This window comes from Novosphingobium sp. NFX11 (assembly GCF_057376415.1).
Genome location: NZ_CP080384.1, coordinates 3,066,890 through 3,088,101, shown reverse-complemented (window position 1 = coordinate 3,088,101; position 21,212 = coordinate 3,066,890). Strand labels below are relative to the sequence as shown.

The following is a 21,212-nucleotide window of genomic DNA, read 5'->3' as shown; positions in this document are numbered from 1 at the left end:
TAAGGTTCCTCGGCTCACCGCTATCTGTTTTCGACTCGCCCCGATTCCGCAGAGGTTCGGGCCAAGCCGATCTGCTTTGGTAACTACCGCCTGCTACCGGCGCGATCCGGGACTGAGACATAGATTTCAAGCGGGGTCGTTTTGCTTTCCAAGTCAACCGGGGCGTTCATCCAGCGCCTCAGGACGGCGTTCCCCGACCGCGAGTTCATCATGCGGTCGCAGGGACAGGTCCGTTTCATCCGCGTTTCCGCGCGGGCACAGAAGATCGCTGCGGGTGCAGCCGTCGGCGTGCTCGGCATGTGGGCCGCATCGGTCGGCGCTCTGGCGCTCTCGCAGGCATCCGTCGGCAGCGAAAGCGCTGCCCTCGCCGAGCGCGCGGCCAATGTCGCCAAGGCCGAGAAGAGCGTCGCGCAGTACCGCCGCAACGTCGATCTCGGTAGTCGCTGACCTTCAGCGGCGCCAGGAATTCATCACCCAGGTGGTCGATGCCCATATCGACGATGTCCCTGAAGAGGCCGATGAGGGGCAACCTACGGCCCGAACCGTAGCGACCGCCAAGAAGGTCAGCGCCGCCGTTCCCGGCGTCGGCAACCTTGCCGACATCGAGGCGAAGCAACTGGCGCTCGTCGATCGCCTCACCCGCTACGCCGACCAGCGTTCGGACGCGGCGATGGCTTCGATCTCGCAAGCTGGGGCTCAATCCCAATGCGATGATTTCGCGCGCGCACATGGCTGAGGGTGGTCCGTTGGTGAAGCTGGCGACCGGGGCCGACGGCAGCGTCGATCCGCGCTTCCTGACGATGGGCAAGAGCCTTGCCCGCATGGACGCGCTGGAGAACGGCCTCGCCTCGATCCCGCAGGTGAGCCCGGCGCACGTCGCCTACGTCTCGTCCAGCTACGGCTATCGTTCGGACCCTTCACCGGCGGCGCCGCGTTCCACGCGGGCCTCGACTTCCCGGGGCCGATGGGCTCGCCGATCTACGCCGCCGCCAAGGGGCGCGTCACGTTCGTCGGGCAGAAGTCCGGTTACGGCAACTGCATCGAGGTGACGCACGGCAACGGGCTGATGACCCGCTACGGGCACCTTTCCGGCTTCCGCACCCGCGTGGGTCAGGACGTCGATGCCGGGGCGCTGATCGGTGCAATGGGCAGCACCGGGCGCTCGACCGGCCCGCATCTCCACTTCGAGGTTCGCGTGAACGACCGTCCGGTCAACCCGCGTCCGTTCCTCGAAGCGGCACGTCTTCAGGGGGCGAACAACAGCAGCAACAGGGGCCAGGAGGAGAACCACTGACATGGCCAAGGCCTTCATAAGCTCGCGTGCGAGCATCAACAGTTCGAGCTTCTCGATGCTGGGCGGCGACACCGTCATCAGCGGAGACATTTCGGCAAGCGCCGACCTGCACGTCGACGGCAGCGTCAACGGCGACATTTCCTGCAAGGCCCTGATCCAGGGCGAAGGCAGCGAGATCAACGGCGCGGTGCGGGCCGAATCGGTACGCGTCGCCGGGCTCGTGCGCGGATCGGTTTCGGCGCGCGAGGTCGTGATCCTCAAGACCGCGCGGATCGAGGGCGACGTGTCCTACGACACGCTGACCATCGAACAGGGCGCGCGCCTCGAAGGGCGCCTGTCGCCCAATGGCGGACAGATGCCGCCGTCAATCGCTCGCCTGCCCGCTTCGGCGCCGATCGAGGTCATCGCCGAGGAAGACGAAGAGGAGCTTTCCGCAGCGGCAGAGTGAGGGCTCAGCCGTGACCCTTCGACAAGCTCAGGGTGAGCGGAAGTAGTGTAAACCTCAAACCCCGCTCAGGCTGAGCTTGTCGAAGCCCCCGAGAGCGGACACGAAAAAGGGGACATGGGATCAACTCCCATGTCCCCTTTCGATTCAGCCGTCAGGCTGAAGCAAAGTTACTCGCCGCGGGCCTCGGCGGCTTCGGCAGCACGCTTGGCTTCGAGCCAGGCGGCGACTTCGGCTTCCTGCGCGGCTTCCGACGCGGCCTGAACCTGCGCCTGACGCTCTGCGCGCAGTTCGTCGATCAGGGCCTGACGGTCATCGACCAGACGCTCATCACCCTCGCCGGTGTCCTGGATGCCCGCCTTCTTCGCGGCCTTGGCGACGAGGGCGTCCAGCTCGCGCTGCGAGCACAGGCCCAGCGTGACAGGGTCCTTGGGGGTGATGTTGGCGATGTTCCAGTGCGAACGGTCGCGGATCGCCGCGATGGTGTTGCGCGTGGTGCCGATCAGCTTGCCGATCTGCGCGTCCGAAACCTCGGGGTGGTTGCGCAGGATCCAGGCGATGCCGTCAGGCTTGTCCTGGCGCTTCGACACCGGGGTGTAGCGCGGGCCCTTGGTACGGTTCTGCGCGAGCGGCACCTTGCGCATGCGCAGCTTGTACTCGGGGTTGGCCTGCCCCTTCTCGATCTCTTCCATCGTCAGCTCGCCCGAGCGAACGGGGTCGCGGCCGGTATACTTGCTGGACGCCAGATCGTCGGCCATCGCCTGCACTTCGAGCATGTGCAGGCCGCAGAATTCTGCGATCTGCTCGAAAGTCAGCGAGGTAACGTCGACCAGCCACGAGGCGGTCGCGTGCGGCATCAGCGGAGTGGGCTGGCTCATTCTCTATCTCCGGCGGAAACAATAAGGGCCGCCCCTTCGCGGAGCGGCCTCACGGTTTCGATTTAGGGAATTTTTGCCGAAGGAGCAAGCAAAAGGGGCCGAAAATTGCGTCATTCCGTCGATGCGTTTCACGTGGAACGCAATTTGGGGCATGATTTGACGGCACTCAAAGGCACTCAAGGGTACCATAAGTGCACCTTCACACCTCCAGCACGATCTTCCCGACGTGGTCTCCGGCCTCCATCCGCGCATGCGCGGCGGCGGCTTCGGCGAGCGGGAAGCGCGTGTCCATCACCGGGCGCAGCAGGCCTTCCTCGACCAGCGGCCAGGCGCATTCGAGGATCTCCTGCGCAACCGCTTCCTTGAACGCGTCCGTGCGCGGGCGCAGGGTCGAGCCGGTCAGCGTGTAGCGCCGGGTCATGACCACCGCCATGTTCACCTCCGCCTTCGCGCCGCCCTGCACCGCGATGGTGACGTGGCGGCCATCGGGCGCGAGGCACTTGAGGTTGCGCGCGACGTAGCTGCCCGCGACCATGTCGAGCACCACGTCGACGCCGCGCCCTCCGGTAATCCGCGCGACTTCCTCGACGAAATCGGTGGCCTTGTAGTCGATCGCGTGATGCGCGCCGATCTTCAGCGCCGCCGCGCACTTGTCGGGCGAGCCGCAGGTGACGATGACCGTCAGCCCGAAGTGCCGCCCCAGCATCGCCGCCATCGTGCCGATACCGCTGGTGCCGCCGTGGACGAGCAGCCACTCGCCCTCACGCGCCAGGCCGCGCTCGAAGACGTTGTGCCAAACGGTGAAAAGAGTTTCCGGCAGCGCCGCGGCTTCCGCAAGGGACAAGCCCTCGGGCACCGGCAGGCAGTGCCCGGCCTTGGCGATGCAGTATTGCGCATAGCCCCCGCCCGAAACGAGCGCGCAGACTTCCTGACCGGGGAGAAACTGACTCACACCTTCGCCCAATGCCGCGATGGTGCCGGAAACCTCCAGCCCCGGAATCGGCGAGGCGCCCGGCGGCGGCGGATAATTGCCAAGCCGCTGCACCACGTCGGGGCGATTGACGCCCGCGAAGGCGACCTTGACCAGCACTTCGCCGGGACCGGGCCGGGGCACCGGGACCGTTTCAGGACGCAGGACTTCGGGGCCGCCGGGTGCATCGTAACCCACGGCGGTCATGGTGACAGGAAGGTCAGCTAACATGAACCTCCCTGTGCCACAGGATGGAGGGGTGGGGAACTCCCTTTCTTGGCCCTGCCTCCCGAAGTGGAACGGTGCATGCAGTCGCACTGACAAAGTCTCTCGATTTTATGATGATAGTGGTGTTCACTCCACTTCGGGTCGCAGCCGTACCGTGCGGATGGGTTCATCAGAGGAAGTACGGAAGTGGGCGTGTCGACTATAGCTCTGTCCGTCCTGTTGGCGGGCGGCGGAGCCAACCTTCAGGATCACCCGGCGATCGGGACGCCGGGCGCAGTGACGACTCCTGTGCAGGAAGTGGCGGCGCAGCCGTTGCCGAACGTCGCGGCACAGCCGTTGCCCGACCACGCGCCGATCATTCACGCTCCGGCCCCGCCTGCGGGAACGCCCCCGCCCGGCAGCGTGCCTGCGGCGGAGGACGAGAATGTCATCATCGTCAGTTCCAGCCCCCGCCAGATAGAGGCCGACCCGTTCTCGGGCGTCAATGCGGCCAGCTTCGCGGTGGTTGAGGCGGTGGACAAGGTGGTCGTCGCCCCGGTCGCGGGAACGTACGAGCGGGTCGTGCCCAAGCCGATCCGCAACGGCCTGCGCAACTTCCTCATCAACCTCGCGGAGCCGATCGTCTTCGTGAACTACCTGCTGCAGTTCAAGCCGGGCAAGGCGATGGAGACGGCAGGCCGCTTCGTCATCAACAGTACGGTCGGCGTCGCCGGGCTGTTCGACATGGCCAAACGCAAGCCGTTCCGCCTGCCTTACCGCGAGAACGGTTTCGCCAACACTTTCGCCTATCACGGCATCGGCAACGGGCCGTACCTGTTCGTGCCCGTGCTGGGTCCGACGACGGCGCGCGACCTCGTCGGGCGCGTGCTCGATCTGGCAGTGTTGCCCACGCTGGTCGGCAAGCCGTTCAACAAGCCGGTCTACGGGCTTTCCACCGGCATAGTGAAGTCGATGAACGACCGAGTCGCCTTCGACGAGCAGATCAAGGCCAACCGTGCCGCCGCCGACCCTTACGTGGCCACGCGCGATTTCTACCTCAAGCGTCGCCAGGCCGAAGTGGACGCACTGCACAGCCCGGAATACCGCGCGCGCAAGGGCATTGCGGAGCCGGTGGTGGGTGATGAAAAGCCCTTGCCCGAGCCGAGTGCCCAAAAGCCGTAACCTTCCCACCTTCGTCATTGCGAGCGCAGCGAAGCAATCCAGAGCGGCGTAGTGCTGCCCTGGATTGCTTCGCTGCGCTCGCAATGACGAAAACAGTTCCACCGTGGGTCATATCCCCCGCTCTTCCAGAGCCTGTCGAAGGACCCATTGACAGCCTCGCATTCCAGTCCGATGCTGCACCGCAATGGACGAAGAAGACCGACCTCTGCGGCGGTCATCCGAGGGCGACTTCGGAGCCGCCAGCCACCTCGCCGGTGAAAGCCTCGATCGCTATTCGCTGGACGAACTCGACGCGCGGGTTGCGCTTCTCGAAATCGAGATCGCCCGCATCCGCGCGCACCGGAACGCATCATCGGCTCACCGCCTCGCGGCGGACGCCCTGTTCAGGCCGCGATCATCTTGAGAATCGCAGCCTCCTCTGGCAGCCTTCGGGCGACCTCGGGCGCTTACCCCCATGGCCACCCTCGCAACCATCCTGAACGTCCCTATATCAACCTCGTAACCCTGACCCGCCAATCTCCCCTGCGGGCCGGGAACCTCCCGGGAGAGCCGTCCCTCACGATGAAGGTCGCCTAAATGCCAAGTTTCGCCCAAAGCCTTGAAAAGACCCTGCACTCGGCTCTGTCTCACGCGTCTGAGCGGAGCCACGAGTACGCGACGCTCGAGCACCTGCTGCTCGCGCTGATCGACGACACCGACGCGGCGCAGGTCATGCAGGCCTGCGGCGTGGACCTTGGCGACCTCGGCGACGTGGTGCGCCAGTATCTCGATCAGGAATACCAGTCGCTCAAGACCGAGGAAAAGGGCGATCCCGCCCCGACCGCCGGTTTCCAGCGGGTGATCCAGCGCGCGATCCTGCACGTGCAGTCGTCCGGCAAGGACACCGTGACCGGCGCCAACGTCCTCGTCGCGCTGTTCTCCGAGCGGGATTCCTACGCGGTCTACTTCCTGCAGCAGCAGGACATGAGCCGCCTCGACGCCGTCAGCTACATCAGCCACGGCATCGGCAAGGGCGGCAAGCGGATCGAGGATCGCACCGCCAAGGGCTCGTCCGACGAGACCCCGCCCACGCCCGAGGACAAGGCGGAGGCAAAGGCGTCCGCCAACAAGAAGGACTCCGCGCTCGACCAGTTCACCGTCAACCTCAACGAGAAGGCGCTGGCGGGCAAGGTCGATCCGCTGATCGGCCGCGGCCCCGAAGTGGACCGCACGATCCAGATCCTGTGCCGCCGCTCCAAGAACAACCCGCTCTACGTGGGCGATCCGGGCGTGGGCAAGACCGCCATCGCCGAAGGCCTGGCGCGCAAGATCGTAGAGGGCGAAGTGCCTGAAGTGCTGACCGAGGCGGTGATCTACTCGCTCGACATGGGCAGCCTGCTGGCCGGCACCCGCTATCGCGGCGATTTTGAAGAGCGTCTGAAGCAGGTCGTCTCCGAACTGGAGAAGATGCCGCACGCGGTCCTCTTCATCGACGAGATCCATACGGTGATCGGCGCGGGCGCCACCAGCGGCGGGGCGATGGACGCTTCGAACCTGCTCAAGCCGGCGCTGTCGGGCGGGACGATCCGCTGCATCGGCTCGACCACCTACAAGGAGTTCCGCAACCACTTCGAGAAGGACCGCGCCCTGCTGCGCCGGTTCCAGAAGATCGACGTGAACGAGCCCACGGTCGAGGATACCATCAAGATCCTCAAGGGCCTGCGCACCGCTTTCGAGGATCACCACCGCGTCAAGTATACGCCTGACGCGATCAAGACGGCGGTGGAGCTTTCGGCCCGCTACATCAACGACCGCAAGCTGCCCGACAAGGCGATCGACGTGATCGACGAAGTCGGCGCGATGCAGATGCTGCTGCCGCCCAGCCGCCGCAAGAAGACCATCACCGCGCGCGAGATCGAACAGGTCATCGCGACGATGGCCCGCATCCCGCCCAAGTCCGTCTCGTCCGACGACAAGAAGGCGCTGGAGAACCTCGAACGTGACCTGAAGCGCGTGGTGTTCGGCCAGGACAAGGCGATCGGCCTCCTCGCCACCGCGATGAAGCTGAGCCGCGCTGGCCTGCGCGATCCGGACAAGCCGATCGGCTCGTTCCTGTTCAGCGGTCCTACCGGCGTCGGCAAGACCGAAGTGGCCCGTCAGCTCGCCAGCATCATGGGCATCGAGCTGAAGCGCTTCGACATGTCCGAATACATGGAGCGTCACTCGGTCAGCCGCCTGATCGGTGCGCCTCCGGGCTATGTCGGCTTCGATCAGGGCGGGTTGTTGACCGACGCGATCGACCAGAACCCGCACTGCGTCCTCCTGCTCGACGAGATCGAGAAGGCACACCCCGACCTGTTCAACATCTTGTTGCAGGTGATGGACAACGGCCGCCTGACCGATCACCACGGCAAGACCGTCGATTTCCGCAACGTGGTGCTCATCATGACCACCAACGCGGGCGCCTCGGACATGGCCAAGCAGGGCATCGGCTTCGGCGACACCTCGAAGGAGGATGCCGGCGAGGAAGCGGTGAAGCAGATGTTCACCCCCGAATTCCGCAACCGCCTCGATGCGATCGTGCCCTTCGCGTACCTCGCCAAGGACACCATCAGCCGGGTCGTGGACAAGTTCATCCTCCAGCTGGAACTGCAGCTGGCCGACCAGAACGTCCACATCCAGTTCGACTCGGACGCACGCAGCTGGCTGGGCGACAAGGGCTATGACAAGCTCTACGGCGCGCGCCCGATGGGCCGCGTGATCCAGGAGAAGGTCAAGCAGCCGCTGGCGGAAGAACTGCTGTTCGGCAAGCTGGCCCACGGCGGCGAAGTGCACGTCTCGGTCAAGGAGAACGCGCTGAACTTCGAACTGACTCCTCGGCGCCCAAGGTGTCCAAGACGAAGAAGAAGGTGCCGGTGAAGCGGGCGAAGAAGCCCGGTCCGCAGGCGGATACCAACGCGGACGATTGAGGGTCATTGCTCACTTCCCGACTCAGGGGCTTCGACAAGCTCAGCCTGAGCGGGAGGAGGGGATAGCGGCCTTACACCAACACCGCTCACCCTGAGCTTGTCGAAGGGTCTGCGCCACATTGAGACATTGGGGCGGGAACCACGCGGTTCCCGCCCCATTTTCATGACATGCCCCGCGATTTCTCCTGGATCAGACCCGAACCCTGGGGCATCCACGTCGTCCCCGCCGACTGCTGGATCGACCCGGCCCGCCCGGTCGATCGCGCGCTGGTAACGCACGGCCATGCCGACCACGCACGCGGCGGCCACGGCGAGACCTTCGCCACCCCCGAAACCCTCGCCATCATGAAACTGCGCTACGCCACCGAGGAAGGCGCGGTGCCCGTCCCCTACGGCGAGCGCATCGCCCTGCCCGGAGATGTCCACGCCACGTGGATTCCGCCGGACACGTCCTCGGCTCCGCACAGATCCTGCTGGAGCACGCGAGCGAGCGGATCATCGTCACCGGCGACTTCAAGCGCCGCGCCGATCCCACCTGCCCGCCCTTCGAGGTCACCCCTTGCGACGTGCTCGTCACCGAGGCGACCTTCGGCCTGCCTGTCTTCCGCCACCCACCGGTGGAGGAGGAGATCGCCAAGCTGCTCTCCGCCCTCGCCGCCAATCCGGAGCGCTGCGTGCTGGTCGGCGCCTACGCGCTGGGCAAGGCACAACGCCTGATCGCCGAACTGCGCCGCGCCGGGCACCAAGACACGATCTGGCTCCACGGCGCGATGGAGCGGATGTGCCGACTGTATGAAGAATGGGGCGTCGATCTGGGCGACCTGCGGCTGGTGTCGGACGCCAGCAAAGAGCAACTGGCCGGCGCGGTGATCGTCGCCCCGCCCTCGGCGCTCAACGACCGGTGGAGCCGCCGCCTGCCCGATCCGATCACGGCAATGGCCTCCGGCTGGATGCGGGTACGCCAGCGCGCGCGGCAGCGGATGGTGGAACTGCCGCTGGTGATCTCCGACCACGCCGACTGGGACGAACTGACGCAGACCGTGGTGGACGTGAACCCCGCCGAGACGTGGATCACGCACGGGCGCGAGGAAGCCATGCTGCGGTGGTGCGAGTTGAACCAGAGGAAGGCGCGGGCGCTGGCTCTGGTGGGGTATGAGGATGAAGATGATTGACCTTCCGTCATTCCCGCGAAGGCGGGAACCCATCTCCTGCGGCTCCGTATTACGCGGTCATCAGATGGGTCCCCGCCTTCGCGGGGATGACACGAAAAAGGAAGTGAGCGCGAAACGAGGCTGCGCGCACGACCTCGACGGTATGGGGGTCTGGGGCGATGGCCCCAGGACTTCTACTTTCTAAATGGAAGCGTTCGCCGCTCTTCTCGACGCGCTGGTCTATACCCGCAGCCGCAACGCCAAGCTCAAGCTGCTGGCCGACTACCTGCGCGACACGCCCGATCCGGATCGCGGCTGGGCGCTTGCCGCGCTGACCGATGGGCTCGATTTCCCGGCAGTGAAGAGTTCCACCATCCGCAACCTGCTGACCGAGCGGATCGACCCGGTGCTCTGGACGCTCAGCCGCGAATACGTGGGTGATTCCGCCGAGACCGCCAGCCTGCTCTGGCCCGAACCGGCGGAGGCACCCTCCCCGCCCACGGTGTCCGAGGCGGTGGATGCGCTTTCCCGCATGACGCGCGCCAATGTCATGGTGGAACTGCCGAAGCTGCTCGACCGGCTGGATGCGAACGGCCGCTATGCCCTGCTCAAGCTGGCCACCGGGGCGATGCGCATCGGCATTTCGGCGCGTCTCGCCAAGACGGCTTTCGCGCAGGCCTTCGACGTCGCGGTGGAGGATGTGGAGGAGCATTGGCACGGCCAGACGCCGCCTTATGCCCCGCTGTTCGACTGGGCCGCGCACGGCGCCGAGCCTCCCAATTCCGACGATCTGCCGCTGTTCCGCCCCTTCATGCTGGCGCACGGGCTGGAGGACACGGAGGTCGATCTGGCCGACTATGCCGCCGAATGGAAGTGGGACGGCATCCGCGTGCAGGTGGTTCGGGCGGGCGGAGAAACGCGCGTCTACTCCCGCTCCGGCGATGACATTTCCGCCACCTTTCCCGAGGTCGCCGAGGCGCTGCATATCGACGGCGTGCTGGACGGCGAACTGCTGGTGCGCGGTGCCCATCAGGGCGGCGAAGAGGGCGGCGCGGCCAGCTTCAACGCCTTGCAGCAGCGCCTCGGGCGCAAGACTGTCTCGAAGAAGATGCGCGAGGAATATCCCGCCTTCGTGCGCCTCTATGACGTGCTGATCCTGGAGGGGCAGGACTTGCGCCCCCTCCCTGGAGTCAGCGCCGCGCCGCGCTGGAGGCGCTGTTGCCGCGCCTGCCCGCCGACCGGTTCGACATCTCCACCGTGATCCCCGCCGCCGACTTCGCCGACCTGTCCGCCATCCGCGAACGCGCGCGCGACGATGCGATAGAGGGGTGATGCTCAAACGGCGGGACAGTCCCTATGTCGCGGGGCGCAAGACCGGGCTGTGGTACAAGTGGAAGCGCGACCCGCTGCTGATCGACTGCGTGCTGATGTATGCCCAGCGCGGCTCGGGCAAGCGAAGCTCGTTCTATTCGGACTATACCTTCGGCTGCTGGGACGGCGATCCCGATACCGGCGCGGAACTGCTGCCCGTGGGCAAGGCCTACTTCGGTTTCACCGACGAGGAACTGAAGTGGCTCGATCGCCACGTGCGCAACCACACCGTGGGCCGCTTCGGCCCGGTGCGCGAGACGGACAAGTCGCTGGTGTTCGAGGTGGCTTTCGATTCGGTCCACGCCAGCAAGCGCCACAAGTCCGGCGTAGCCATGCGTTTCCCCGCATCAGCCGCATCCGCGCCGACAAGCCCGCGCACGAGGCCGACCGCATCGAGACTTTGCGCGCCCTGATCCGCGATTGACCGCGATCAATGCGTGCGTGCGGACGATACGCTAGAGGGGCAGCATGGAACAGCCCTCCCCGTGCCGGACACCCCTACCACCGCCTCGGCGGCGCTCCGGTGTTCGAGGCGATCGCCAACCGCTTCTACGATCTGATGGTAAGCGATCCGGCCTATGCCGAACTTCGCGCGATGCACGCGGCCGATCTGGCGCGATGCGGGCCTCGCTGCCGAAGTTCCTCGCCGGATGGGCAGGAGGCCCGCGCGACTGGTTCGAGGAGAACCCCGGCCGCTGCATGGTGAGCCTGCACGCGCCCTTCACCATCGAACCGCTGACGGCGGACCAGTGGGCCGAGGCGATGGAGCGCGCCATCGCCGAGGTGGCGCCCGAACCTACAGACATCGCCCGCTCGATGAGCGAAACGCTGGCGCGGATCGCACGCAGCATGGGGCGATAGCCCCTTCCACTGGCGGGAGAGGACCATCGCGGCTGTGAATTCAGAGCTTCGTGCCCGCCGTCGGGCCGGAGCGCAGGGTGTAGATGTCCTCGATGTGGATCAGCACCGCGAACTTGGGGGTCTTCATGCCCGCCGTCGCCGCGAAGGCCTCGGCGTTCTCGAAGGCCGCGCCTTCGGAAAATATCTCGGGCTTGCCGACGAAGCGGTAACCGTCGAGCGCTTCGCGATCGATCACGGCGATCGCCATCTTCGATCCGTCGCGAATGTTCTGCAGCGTCTGGCCGCCGGTGTTCTCGTTGTAGATCAGCGTGGCCTCGTCATAGACCCGCAGCGAGCGCTTGGGGCCGATGTCGGGCAGGCCGTCCTTGCTGACGGTGGCCTGGATCGGAAGCTGGACCGAGAGGATGCGCTTCATCTCTTCGTTGAGCATGTCGTCTTTCTGCTTTTGTCGGAAGGAAAGCGGGCACGGGCCCGCAAGCGTGGTGCGGCGCAGCATGGCATATTATATATTGATTCTCAATTGCAATAAACATGCAGAACAAAGGCGAAGCGGTTAGCCGGATACCCTGAACTGCTTCTCACGCGATGTTGCGCCGCGCAGCAGTTCCAGCCGCGAGGGCGCCACGCCCAGCGCGCGGGCGAGCAGGTCGCGCACGGCGGCGTTGGCCTTGCCGTCCTCCGGCTGAGCGCGGACTTTGGCAGTGAGGCGGCCCTCTACGATTTCCAGTGCCTCGACCTTTGCGCCCGGCGTTACCCGCAAGGCCAGCGCACCGTCGGCATCGACCATGGCCCGCAGCGCCTCGGCATCCGGCAGCATCGCCCTGGGCCGCGCCATCAGCCCTTCAGCCCGAGCGCCTCGGCATGCAGGCGGCCATTGAGGACATAGCCCTTCACGCCCGACTGGTTGGCGACGACGGCCTCGTCGGTCAGATCGCGCAAGTACTTTGCCGGGCGGCCCATCCAGAGCTGGCGAGCACCGATGCGCTTGCCGGTGAGCTGCGAGCCCGCCGCCAGCATGCCGTCGCTCTCGACATAGGAGCCGTCCATCACGATCGCGCCGAGGCCGATGAAGGCGCGGTCTTCCAGCGTGCAGCCGTGCAGCATGACCATGTGGCCGATCAGCACGTCCTCGCCGATGATCGTGGCGTAACCTTCGGGGCGGTGCGGCTTGGGGCTGTCGCAGTGGACGACGGTGCCGTCCTGGATGTTGGTGCGCGCACCGATGACCACGCGGTTGATGTCAGCGCGGATCACGCAGTTGTACCAGATGCTGGCGTCGGCGCCGATCTCGACGTCACCGATGATGCGGCAGCCGGGCGCGATGAAGGCGCTGGAATGGATGCGCGGCGCCTTGCCGTTGAAGGCGGCGATTGTGATGTCGTTACGGTCGGTCATGGATTCCCCGTCAGCCTGCTCCAGCGGACATACGGCAGGATGGAAGCGTGATCGTCCGTCCAGGGTTCCGGCGCCCGTTCTTCAAGCTTGCTCCATGGGGCATCGGGGCGCTGCCTTGCAAGCCTGTCGAGCACGCTCCGATCCGCCGAAAGCGCGATCCAGCGCGAGGGGGTGTAACGCACTTCGTCTTCGGGAAAGTCCAGCCGCGAAAGCGCCATGAGCCCGCTCGCTCGCGCATTGGCGCCGACCACCGGCGCAAGGTCGATGTAGCGGTTGGAGATGTGCAGGATCAGCAGGCCCCCGGGGTCAGCGCGCGGCGGTAGACCGCCAGCGCCTCGGTCGTCAGCAGGTGCATGGGGATGGCATCGGAGGAGAAGGCATCGATCACCAGCACGTCGAAGCTGCGCGGCGCGACGTGTGCCAGTTCCAGCCGGGCATCGCCGATCACCACGCGGGCCTTCGGGGTGCAGTCCTTGAGGAAGGTGAACTGCCGCGTCGTGGAGAAGCGCAGCACGACCGGGTCGATCTCGAAGAAAGTCCAGTCCTGCCCCGGCTGCGAACGGCAGGCGAGCGAGCCGGTGCCGAGCCCGACAACGCCCACGCGCGCCTGCGGCCCTCGATCGCGGGCACTGCCGCCAGCGCGAGGGCGACGCCCGAGCCGGGGCCGTAATAGGTCAGCGCATCGTGCGTGCGCGCGGGATCGAGCGCCTGCATGCCGTGTAGCGTCGTGCCGTGCGCCAGCGTGCGGAAGCGTCCCTCCGCGTCGTCGCGCAAGGTATAGATGCCGAAATAGCTGCGGGTGCGCTCGCCTTCCAGAGTGGCGCGCACGGTCCACAGGCCGCCCTGTCCGACCATGCCGATCAGCAGGACAAGCGCGAAGGCCCCGCGCCATGCCATGACCATCACCCCCACGCCGACGAGGAACACCGTCAGCATCAGGCTGAACAGCGCCTCCTCGGGGTCCAGCACGGTCTGCAGCAGTTCCCAGCCCAGGAAGCCCGCGAAGAGCAGCACCACGGTCAGCGCGATGCGCGCCATGCCGGGCTCCATATCGGTGCTGTCGCGCCAGTTCAGCAGCGGGCGCAGCGGCATCAGCAGCGCGGCGGCGAGGACCAGCAGCGGGTGCTCCCAGGCCCAGTCGAACACCAGCGGCGCGATCAGCGCGGTGAACACGCCGCCCAGCGCTCCGCCCGCCGACATGACGAGGTAGAAGCGGGTAAGCTGCGCCTCTCCCGGCCTCAGGTCGTAGAGCCGCGCGTGCAGCGTCGTCGCCACGCAGAGCAGCAGCAGGCAGGTGCCCGCCACGGCCCACAGGGTGCCCGAGCCATTCGACAGCATCGCGTAGCTGCCCATGAACAGCACCACCACCGGCGCGATGCGGCTGACGAAGGTAGCCGACCCGCGCCGGTCGGAGAACGCGATCACGAAGCTCAGCAGGTAGAGCCCCAGCGGGATCACCCAGAGCAGCGGCATCGCGAAGATGTCGGTGGTGAGATGCGTGGTGGTCGAGAGCATCAGCCCCGAAGGCACCGCCGACAGCGCCAGCCACAGGCCGATGGTGCGGGCGGGGATGCGCTCCGAAGCGTGGGCCTGTGCGATCGGCGCGGGGGTATTGCGGCGGCTGAATCCGGCCAGCGCGATCAGCAGCACCAGCACGGCGAAGCCGCCAGACCACGCGAGGCTCTGCAGACGGACGCTCAGCAGCGGCTCGGCCAGCAGCGGATAGGCGATGAGCCCCGCGAAGCTCCCGAGGTTGGAGGCGGCGTAGAGCGCCCAAGGTGCACCCGCTTCGGGCGCAGCGGCGAACCAGCGCTGCATGAGCGGCGCCTGCGCGGATACGACGAAGAATACCGGGCCGATGCTCGCGCCCAGTAGCAGCGGCACCCATGCGGCCTCCGGCAGCCCGGCGATGCGCGGCATGTCGATCAGGCCCACCGGCAAGGTCAGCGCGGCGACCAGCAGCAGCGCGAGGTGAATCATCGCCTGCCGCTTCAGCGCGAACCGGCCGAGCCAGTGCGCATAGGCGTACCCCGCCAGCAACAGCGCCTGATAGACCAGCATCGCGCTGTTCCACACGTTCGGCGCGCCGCCGAGCCGGGGCAGCGCCATGCGCGCCACCATCGGCTGGACGAGGAACAGCAGGAAACTGCCGACGAGGATGGTGGCGACGAAAAGCCCGCGGCGCGGCGGGGTTGTCCGGGCGGTTTGCAGCATGTGCTCGGCGGTGTCGGTCATTGCGGCAAGACAGGTACGTGGTGCCGGCAGGGAAGGATAGACCTTCACTCGTCATTGCGAGCGCAGCGAAGCAATCCAGGGCGGCTCAAGACTGCCCTGGATTGCTTCGCTACGCTCGCAATGACGAAATGTGGTGCCCTGTGGCTAGCGCCCCGCGCGCCCAATGCTCCGCCACGCCTCGGCGGTGATCGAATGGACGATCGTATCGCCCACCGGCGGCTCGAACCGCGCATCGACGAAGTCCAGTTCCGCGCGCCGCACCATGCCGAGGCGCAGCATCAGGCCCCAGCTGGCGGTGTTCTCGAGGTTGGTGATGGCGAAGATCTCCGCCGCCCCGAACCGCTCGAACCCGGCATCGAGCGAGGCGATGGCAGCTTCCTTGGCATAGCCCTGCCCCCAGGAATCCTCACGAAACCGCCAGCCGATCTCCATCTCGCCGGGGAACGTCGCCCCCGGCGCATCGATAACCTTAAGGCCGCAGAAGCCGAGCACTTCGCCGTCGTCCTTGCGCTGGGCGATCCAGAAGGTGTGGCCGAGACGGTTCTGGAAACCCAGCACCCGCTCCTCGAACAGCGCCACCTTGGCATCGTCCATCACGCCGCCGAGATGGCGCATGACGGCGGGCGTATTGGTGCCCTCTGCGAAACGCGCAATGTCGCCCTCACCCCAGTCGCGCAGGATCAGGCGGTCGGTCTCGATCCTAACCACGCAGCAGCCGCGCCGCATGGGCCGCATGGTATGTCAGCACGCCCGAGGCGCCGGCGCGCTTGAAGGCGGTCAGCGTCTCCAGCACCATGGCGTCGCGATCCGCCGCGCCCGCCGCGACCGCGTGCTCGATCATCGCGTATTCGCCGGAGACCTGATAAGCGAAGACGGGCACCTCGAACGTGTCCTTCACCCGGCGGATGATGTCGAGGTAAGGCAGACCCGGCTTCACCATCACCGTGTCGGCGCCCTCGGCGAGGTCCATCTCGACTTCGCGCAGCGCTTCCTCAGTGTTGCCGGGGTCCATCTGGTAGGTCTTCTTGTCGCCCTTGAGCAGCCCGCGCGAACCGACCGCGTCGCGGAACGGGCCGTAGAACGCCGAGGCGTACTTGGCGGCGTAGCTCATGATCTGGACGTTGATGTGGCCCGCGTCCTCCAGCGCGTCGCGGATCGCGGCGATGCGGCCGTCCATCATGTCTGAAGGCGCGATGATGTCCGCGCCCGCGTTGGCCTGGTTGAGCGACTGGCCGACCAGTGCCTCGACCGTCTCGTCGTTGAGGACGTAGCCCGCATCGTCGATCAGCCCGTCCTGTCCGTGGCTGGTATAGGGATCGAGCGCCACGTCGGTGAGCAGGCCGATTTTATCGCCCAGTTCCGCCCGGATCGCGCGGATCGCGCGGCACATCAGGTTGTCCGGGTTGAGCGCCTCGGCCCCGCCCTCGCTACGGCGATCGGGCTGGGTGTGCGGGAACAGCGCGAGCACCGGGATGCCGAGGTCCACCGCTTCCTTCGCCCGTTCGACGATGAGGTCCACCGACCAGCGCGACACGCCCGGCAGCGCGGCGATGGGCTGCTCCACGCCTTCGCCCTCGGTGATGAAGAGGGGCCAGATGAGGTCCGCCGGGGTCAGCACCGTCTCGCGATGGAGCGCGCGGCTCCAGGCGGTGGCGCGGGTACGGCGGAGGCGGGTGTGGGGATATGTGCCGGTCATGGCGGGGTGCTTGCCGGAAAACGAAGGCGGGGGCAATCGGGGGAGGGTTGCGATTTGCGCGGGTTGGGGTGCGCGGGACTGCCTTGATCCTCCCTGTCGCGAAGCGATGGGGAGGTGGCAGCCCGCAGGGCTGACGGAGGGGCCGGCTCCCCTCCACCACCGACTTCGTCGGCGGTCCCCTCCCCATTGCTGCGCAACGGGGAGGATAAGGCATCACCGCCCCAGCTTGTCGATCTCGCGCGTGGTCTCGACCGGATCGCTCGCCACCGGCTCGATCGATCCCAGCGCCGCACCCGGAGTCACGCCCAGCAGTGCATTGAGCCGCGCCTTGAAGGCATCGCGCTCGCGCCCGTCGATCTCGGGCCGCTGCATCACCGCGATTCCCGCCGGATTGATGGTGCGACCACCGCGATAGGCCTCGAAGTGGAGATGCGGTCCCGTCGAGAGCCCGGTGGAGCCCACATAGCCGATCACCTGCCCGGCTCGCACATGCGTACCATTGCTGACGGCGATGCGGCTCATGTGGCCGTAGCCGGTGCCGAGACCGCCGCCGTGCTGCAGCCGCACGTAGTTGCCGTGCCCGCCATGCCGCCCGGCGAAGGTCACCACGCCGTCCGCCACCGCATAGATCGGCGCTCCATAAGGCGCGCCGAAGTCGATACCGGCATGCATCCGCACATAACCGAGGATCGGATGGCGCCGCCCGCCATAGGGCGACGTGATCCGCGTGCTCGCCACCGGCTGGCCGATCGGCACGGCGCGGGGTTGGCCGATGGAACTGGCGGCGAACATCTGCCCGTCATTGCCCCAGCGCATCAGCTGCAGTTGCGGCTTCCCGCCCCGCGCGACGCCTGCATAGAGCAGGTCCCCCACCTCGCGCTCGCCCTTGGCCGAGCGTTTGTAGGACAGGATCATGTCGAATTCGTCGCCCGAACGCAGATCGCTGTCGAGGCTGAGGTACTTGTCCACCGCGCGCAGGTACGACTGGATCGCCGCCACCGGCGCCCCGGCATTGCGCGCCGAGCGGTAGAGGCTGGAGCCCACGGTGCCGCGAATGCGCAGCGGGGTCTCGTCGACCCGGATCGGATGGCGCACCGCCATAAGACCACCGGCACCGCGCTCGATGGAAAGATCGAGGTCGAACCGCGCCCGGAACGACAGCGAATCGAGTGCCCGCGCCGCGCCCTCGGCGGGACGGCGGCCCAGCGTGATGTCGAACTGCGTGCCCGAACCGATCTCTCCGGCCGGCACGACCTGGCCGACAAGCTGCGTCACTTGCGCCACCTCGGCCGATCCCAGCCCGGCGCGCTGGAGCAGGCCGGGGAGGGTGTCGCCCTGTCCCAGCGTCGAGGTCAGCTGCACGGTAGGTCGCTCGGGCGCGCCGGTCAGCGGGCTGACCAGCGGCGTCGCACCCATGTGGCGGCCGGTGTCGGCCCCCAGCGCGAGCGGGGCGATCGACTGGCTGCGGAATTCGCCCTGCTGGCTGGCGTCGAGCGGCATCGTCGCCGCAGCCTCGACCGCGCTGAAACCGGGGAGCAGCGCCAGCGCAGCGCCGCTCAGGCCCAGCATCGTGGCGAGCCCGCGCAGCCACTTGCGGCTGCCGATGTCGGCGGCAAGGTCGGGGGCCAGTTCGATGCGGTGGCACCAGTTCTCGACCCGGGCGCGCAGGGAAGGGCGGGGTGAAGCTTCGTCGTCCCGGACCTGATCCGGGACCGCTGGCCGAGAACGGCCTTGCTCTGCGGGAAACACCAGAAGCACGGCATCGTCGCGCCGCGTGGCCGCAGGCGTCAGCCCGTCCGGGTTCTGAGTTTCAGCGCGATCGTCGCGATCGCGCTGCTGCGGCTTGAACACCTTCGCGCGGTTCCCTCGTTGCAACCCTTTGGTCCGCGGCGGCGGACCTCGCGCAATTTCCCTGCCCGAACAAGGTTACGAACATCCTAAGACTGTGGATTCAGGGGGTCTGCGGGATACCCCGAGTCTTGCGAGCGGCGGGCTGCGGTGCCACATTCACCGGCATAATGGTTCAGCACCGGAACGGCTCGGCATTAAAGGACGCTCCCGGCGCGGTGAAGGCGGTGCTTGGCCCGACCAACACCGGCAAGACACACCTCGCGATCGAGCGGATGTGCGCCCACTCCAGCGGCATGATCGGCTTCCCGCTGCGCCTGCTGGCGCGCGAGGTCTACGACCGCGTAGTCAAGATCAAGGGCGAGGCCAGCGTCGCGCTCATCACTGGCGAGGAGCGGATCGAGCCGAAGAACGCCCGCTACCTGCTCTGCACGGCCGAGGCGATGCCCGTGTCCGAACGCTCGATGGCCTTCGTCGCCATCGACGAGGCGCAACTGGCGGCGGATCGCGAGCGCGGCCATGTCTTCACCGATCGCCTGCTGCACGCACGGGGCAGGGAGGAGACGATGATCCTCGGCTCCTCCACCGCCGAGCCGCTGGTGAAGGCACTGGTGCCCGGGGTGGAGGTCGTCACCCGCCCGCGCTTCTCCACCCTGACTCACGCGGGCGCGAAGAAGCTCAGCCGCGTGCCGCCCCGCAGCGCCATCGTCGCCTTCTCGACCGAGCAGGTCTATGCCATCGCCGAAATGCTGCGCCGGTTCCGGGGCGGCGCGGCGGTGGTGATGGGCGCGCTCAGCCCGCAGACGCGCAACGCCCAGGTGGCGCTCTACCAGTCGGGGAGGTGGACTACCTCGTCGCCACCGACGCGATCGGCATGGGCCTCAACCTCGATGTCGAGCATGTCGCCTTCGCGGGCCTCTCCAAGTACGACGGCCGTCGCCACCGCCGCCTGACGCCGCCCGAGATGGCGCAGATCGCCGGGCGGGCAGGGCGCCACCAGAAGGACGGCAGCTTCGGCACGCTCACCGGCACCGGCGGCCACGATCCTGAATTCGACCCAGAAGAAATCTACGCGATCGAGGAACACCGCTTCGCGCCCCTGACCAAGCTGTTCTGGCGCGAGCCCGAGCCCCGCTTCGACAGCCTCGCCACCCTAATCGCCGACCTCGAAACGCCGCCGCTGCGCCCCGAACTCGCGCCTGCGCCCGAGGCGATCGACCTCGCCGTGCTCAAGCGCCTCGCGGACGAGGGGCCGGTGGCGGACACCGTGCGCGGGTTCGGGCAGGTGCGCCGCTTCTGGGACGTGTGCCGTCTGCCGGACTTTCGCCAGCAGGGGGTGGAAACGCATTCGCGCTTCGTCGCGCGGCTGTGGCAGGACCTCCGCAGCGGCGAACTCGGGGCCGATTTCGTCGCCGGGCAGATCGCGCAACTGGACCGCACCGGCGGCGACATCGACACGCTGCAGGGCCGCATCGCCGCGATCCGTTCGTGGGCCTACATCGCCCAGCGTCCCGATTGGGTACTCGCGCGCGATGAAATGGCCGCCCGCGCCCGTGCGGTTGAGGCTCGACTTTCGGACGCACTTCACGGAAAGCTGACGGAACGATTCATCAACCGCAGGACGGCCGTTCTGATGAAGAAGCTGGGACCGGATACCGGACTGCTCTCGGTCCGGCTGGAAGACGAGGAAGTGCTGGTCGAGGGCGAGCACATCGGCTGCTGCGCGGCTTCACCTTCCAGGTCGATCCCGGCGCGCGCCTGTCTGATCGCAAGCTGCTGCTGGCGGCGGCGGAAAAGCACTTGTCCACGCTGCTCGGCACGCGTGCCGATGCGCTGGTCACGGGCATTCACGAAGGCACCGCCGCGATCACCTTGGCCGACGGCGCGCTTGTCTGGGACGGGCAGAAGCTGGCGAGCCTCGCGCCCGGCCGCTCTGCTGCTGGCGCCGGTGATGGTGCCCGACCGTGCGCTCGATGCCGTGCCCGACGTGTCGCGCAAGGCGCTCGTCGCCGCGCTGGAAGTGTGGCTGGAGGCGGCACTGAAGCCACTCGCCCCGCTCGCCAAATTGGACGAGGCAAGCCGCGCGACCGACGCCGGGTCGGACTTGCGCGCGCTGCTCATCACCCTGGTCGAGCGCGGCGGCATGACCGCGCGCGAGGAATCGGGGCTGGACCGACTCGACAAGCAGCGCCGCACGATGCTGGCGCGGCTGGGCGTGCGGGTAGGGGCGCTCGACCTCTTCGTGCCCGCCATGCTGCGCACGCCGGTCATTGCGCTGTGGCGGCAGCTGGCGAAAGTATCGGGCAAGAAAGAGGGCGGAGCGCCCGCTCCCGACATGCCGCCGGTGCTGCCCGCCGGAAACCATCGCCCGCCGCCCGGCTACCGCGCGCTTGGCAAGCAATTGCTACGCCTCGACATGGCCGAGAAGCTGCTGCGCGAGGCGCATGAACTTCGTGCGGCGGAAAAGCGCGGCAGCTTCGCGCTCGATCCGGCGCGGGCGGTCTCGATGGGACTGACGACCTCCAGCTATGCCCGGCTGCTCCGGCTCGGCGGATTCCAGCCGCTGATGCCGCGCGCGCTGGCGGAAGGACAGCACGGGCCGCCCGCCCCGGTGCGCTGGCGCTGGCGTCCGCCCCGCCGCCAGGCCGAGCCCGAGCGCGCGGCCCCGGTGCGGCGCGACGGCGCCTTCGCGGCGCTTGCGGACATGGTGCGGTAGGCCGGGTGCGGTAGG

At 67.3% G+C, this 21,212-nt stretch carries 15 protein-coding genes and 6 pseudogenes; 12 read left to right on the top strand and 9 right to left on the bottom strand.

What is annotated here, in order from left to right; all coding sequences use genetic code 11:
• The first annotated feature begins 141 nt into the window (after positions 1 to 141).
• Genes KZO24_RS15865 through KZO24_RS15845 form a run of 5 tightly spaced genes read left to right on the top strand, consistent with a single transcriptional unit; the run spans position 142 to position 1,742 of the window.
• Positions 142 to 447 carry a hypothetical protein gene (locus KZO24_RS15865; RefSeq protein WP_486486578.1) on the top strand — a complete coding sequence of 102 codons (306 nt, stop codon included), beginning with the start codon at positions 142 to 144 and terminating at the stop codon, positions 445 to 447.
• A gap of 31 nt (positions 448 to 478) precedes the next feature.
• A complete protein-coding gene (locus KZO24_RS15860; RefSeq protein ID WP_486486577.1) occupies positions 479 to 736 on the top strand; it encodes a hypothetical protein in 258 nt (85 codons plus the stop codon).
• 13 nt (positions 737 to 749) lie between these two features.
• Positions 750 to 1,049, top strand: a complete 300-nt coding sequence (locus tag KZO24_RS15855; protein ID WP_486486576.1) for a hypothetical protein — start codon at positions 750 to 752, stop codon at positions 1,047 to 1,049.
• Complete coding sequence (locus KZO24_RS15850) at positions 965 to 1,294, top strand: M23 family metallopeptidase (protein WP_486486575.1); 330 nt, start codon at positions 965 to 967, stop codon at positions 1,292 to 1,294. The genes KZO24_RS15855 and KZO24_RS15850 overlap by 85 nt, the downstream gene beginning before the upstream one ends.
• Before the next feature lies 1 nt (position 1,295).
• Positions 1,296 to 1,742 (top strand): bactofilin family protein, encoded by a 447-nt coding sequence (locus tag KZO24_RS15845; protein ID WP_008831387.1) that lies wholly within the window; start codon positions 1,296 to 1,298, stop codon positions 1,740 to 1,742.
• A gap of 167 nt (positions 1,743 to 1,909) precedes the next feature.
• Here the strand turns inward: KZO24_RS15845 and KZO24_RS15840 are convergent, their stop codons facing one another.
• Together KZO24_RS15840 and KZO24_RS15835 are read right to left on the bottom strand one after the other, a co-directional pair.
• Positions 1,910 to 2,617, bottom strand: coding sequence for a DUF1013 domain-containing protein (locus KZO24_RS15840; RefSeq protein ID WP_486486574.1), 708 nt, complete (start codon positions 2,615 to 2,617; stop codon positions 1,910 to 1,912).
• Between the two features lie 199 nt (positions 2,618 to 2,816).
• On the bottom strand, positions 2,817 to 3,818 hold the full coding sequence (locus tag KZO24_RS15835; protein WP_271182622.1) for an NAD(P)H-quinone oxidoreductase: 1,002 nt from the start codon (positions 3,816 to 3,818) through the stop codon (positions 2,817 to 2,819).
• A 189-nt stretch (positions 3,819 to 4,007) separates the two neighbouring features.
• Here KZO24_RS15835 and KZO24_RS15830 point away from each other — a divergent pair, with 189 nt between their 5' ends.
• From KZO24_RS15830 to KZO24_RS15805, 6 genes and pseudogenes are all read left to right on the top strand, one after another.
• Positions 4,008 to 4,976 (top strand): MlaA family lipoprotein, encoded by a 969-nt coding sequence (locus KZO24_RS15830; protein ID WP_271182621.1) that lies wholly within the window; start codon positions 4,008 to 4,010, stop codon positions 4,974 to 4,976.
• 184 nt (positions 4,977 to 5,160) lie between these two features.
• Positions 5,161 to 5,379 (top strand): DUF1192 domain-containing protein, encoded by a 219-nt coding sequence (locus tag KZO24_RS15825; protein ID WP_036525606.1) that lies wholly within the window; start codon positions 5,161 to 5,163, stop codon positions 5,377 to 5,379.
• Positions 5,380 to 5,552: 173 nt separating this feature from the next.
• Positions 5,553 to 7,924: pseudogene (gene clpA, locus KZO24_RS15820) on the top strand (ATP-dependent Clp protease ATP-binding subunit ClpA).
• 168 nt (positions 7,925 to 8,092) lie between these two features.
• Positions 8,093 to 9,096, top strand: a pseudogene (locus KZO24_RS15815) (ligase-associated DNA damage response exonuclease).
• A gap of 184 nt (positions 9,097 to 9,280) precedes the next feature.
• Positions 9,281 to 10,870 (top strand): annotated as a pseudogene (locus KZO24_RS15810) (cisplatin damage response ATP-dependent DNA ligase).
• A 99-nt stretch (positions 10,871 to 10,969) separates the two neighbouring features.
• Positions 10,970 to 11,307 (top strand): annotated as a pseudogene (locus tag KZO24_RS15805) (globin domain-containing protein).
• Positions 11,308 to 11,347: 40 nt separating this feature from the next.
• On the opposite strand, the gene KZO24_RS15800 reads toward KZO24_RS15805, so the two are convergent.
• The 7 genes and pseudogenes from KZO24_RS15800 to KZO24_RS15770 form a co-directional block, all read right to left on the bottom strand.
• Positions 11,348 to 11,737 (bottom strand): pyridoxamine 5'-phosphate oxidase family protein, encoded by a 390-nt coding sequence (locus tag KZO24_RS15800; RefSeq protein WP_271182618.1) that lies wholly within the window; start codon positions 11,735 to 11,737, stop codon positions 11,348 to 11,350.
• 123 nt (positions 11,738 to 11,860) lie between these two features.
• Complete coding sequence (locus KZO24_RS15795) at positions 11,861 to 12,142, bottom strand: DUF167 domain-containing protein (protein ID WP_271182617.1); 282 nt, start codon at positions 12,140 to 12,142, stop codon at positions 11,861 to 11,863.
• Entirely contained in the window at positions 12,142 to 12,702 is a 561-nt protein-coding gene (locus KZO24_RS15790) for a gamma carbonic anhydrase family protein (protein WP_271182616.1), read from the bottom strand. Before KZO24_RS15790 ends, KZO24_RS15795 begins: the two co-directional genes overlap by 1 nt.
• Positions 12,699 to 14,937 (bottom strand): annotated as a pseudogene (locus KZO24_RS15785) (spermidine synthase). The gene KZO24_RS15790 and the pseudogene KZO24_RS15785 overlap by 4 nt, the downstream one beginning before the upstream one ends.
• A 144-nt stretch (positions 14,938 to 15,081) precedes the next feature.
• Positions 15,082 to 15,645, bottom strand: a complete 564-nt coding sequence (locus KZO24_RS15780; RefSeq protein ID WP_271182614.1) for a GNAT family N-acetyltransferase — start codon at positions 15,643 to 15,645, stop codon at positions 15,082 to 15,084.
• Positions 15,638 to 16,633, bottom strand: a complete 996-nt coding sequence (hemB, locus tag KZO24_RS15775; protein ID WP_271182613.1) for a porphobilinogen synthase — start codon at positions 16,631 to 16,633, stop codon at positions 15,638 to 15,640. Before hemB ends, KZO24_RS15780 begins: the two co-directional genes overlap by 8 nt.
• A 213-nt stretch (positions 16,634 to 16,846) precedes the next feature.
• Positions 16,847 to 18,484: a M23 family metallopeptidase gene (locus KZO24_RS15770; RefSeq protein WP_285019620.1), complete on the bottom strand. Its 1,638-nt coding sequence runs from the start codon at positions 18,482 to 18,484 to the stop codon at positions 16,847 to 16,849.
• 167 nt (positions 18,485 to 18,651) lie between these two features.
• Here KZO24_RS15770 and KZO24_RS15765 point away from each other — a divergent pair.
• Positions 18,652 to 21,197, top strand: a pseudogene (locus KZO24_RS15765) (helicase-related protein).
• Positions 21,198 to 21,212 lie beyond the last annotated feature (15 nt).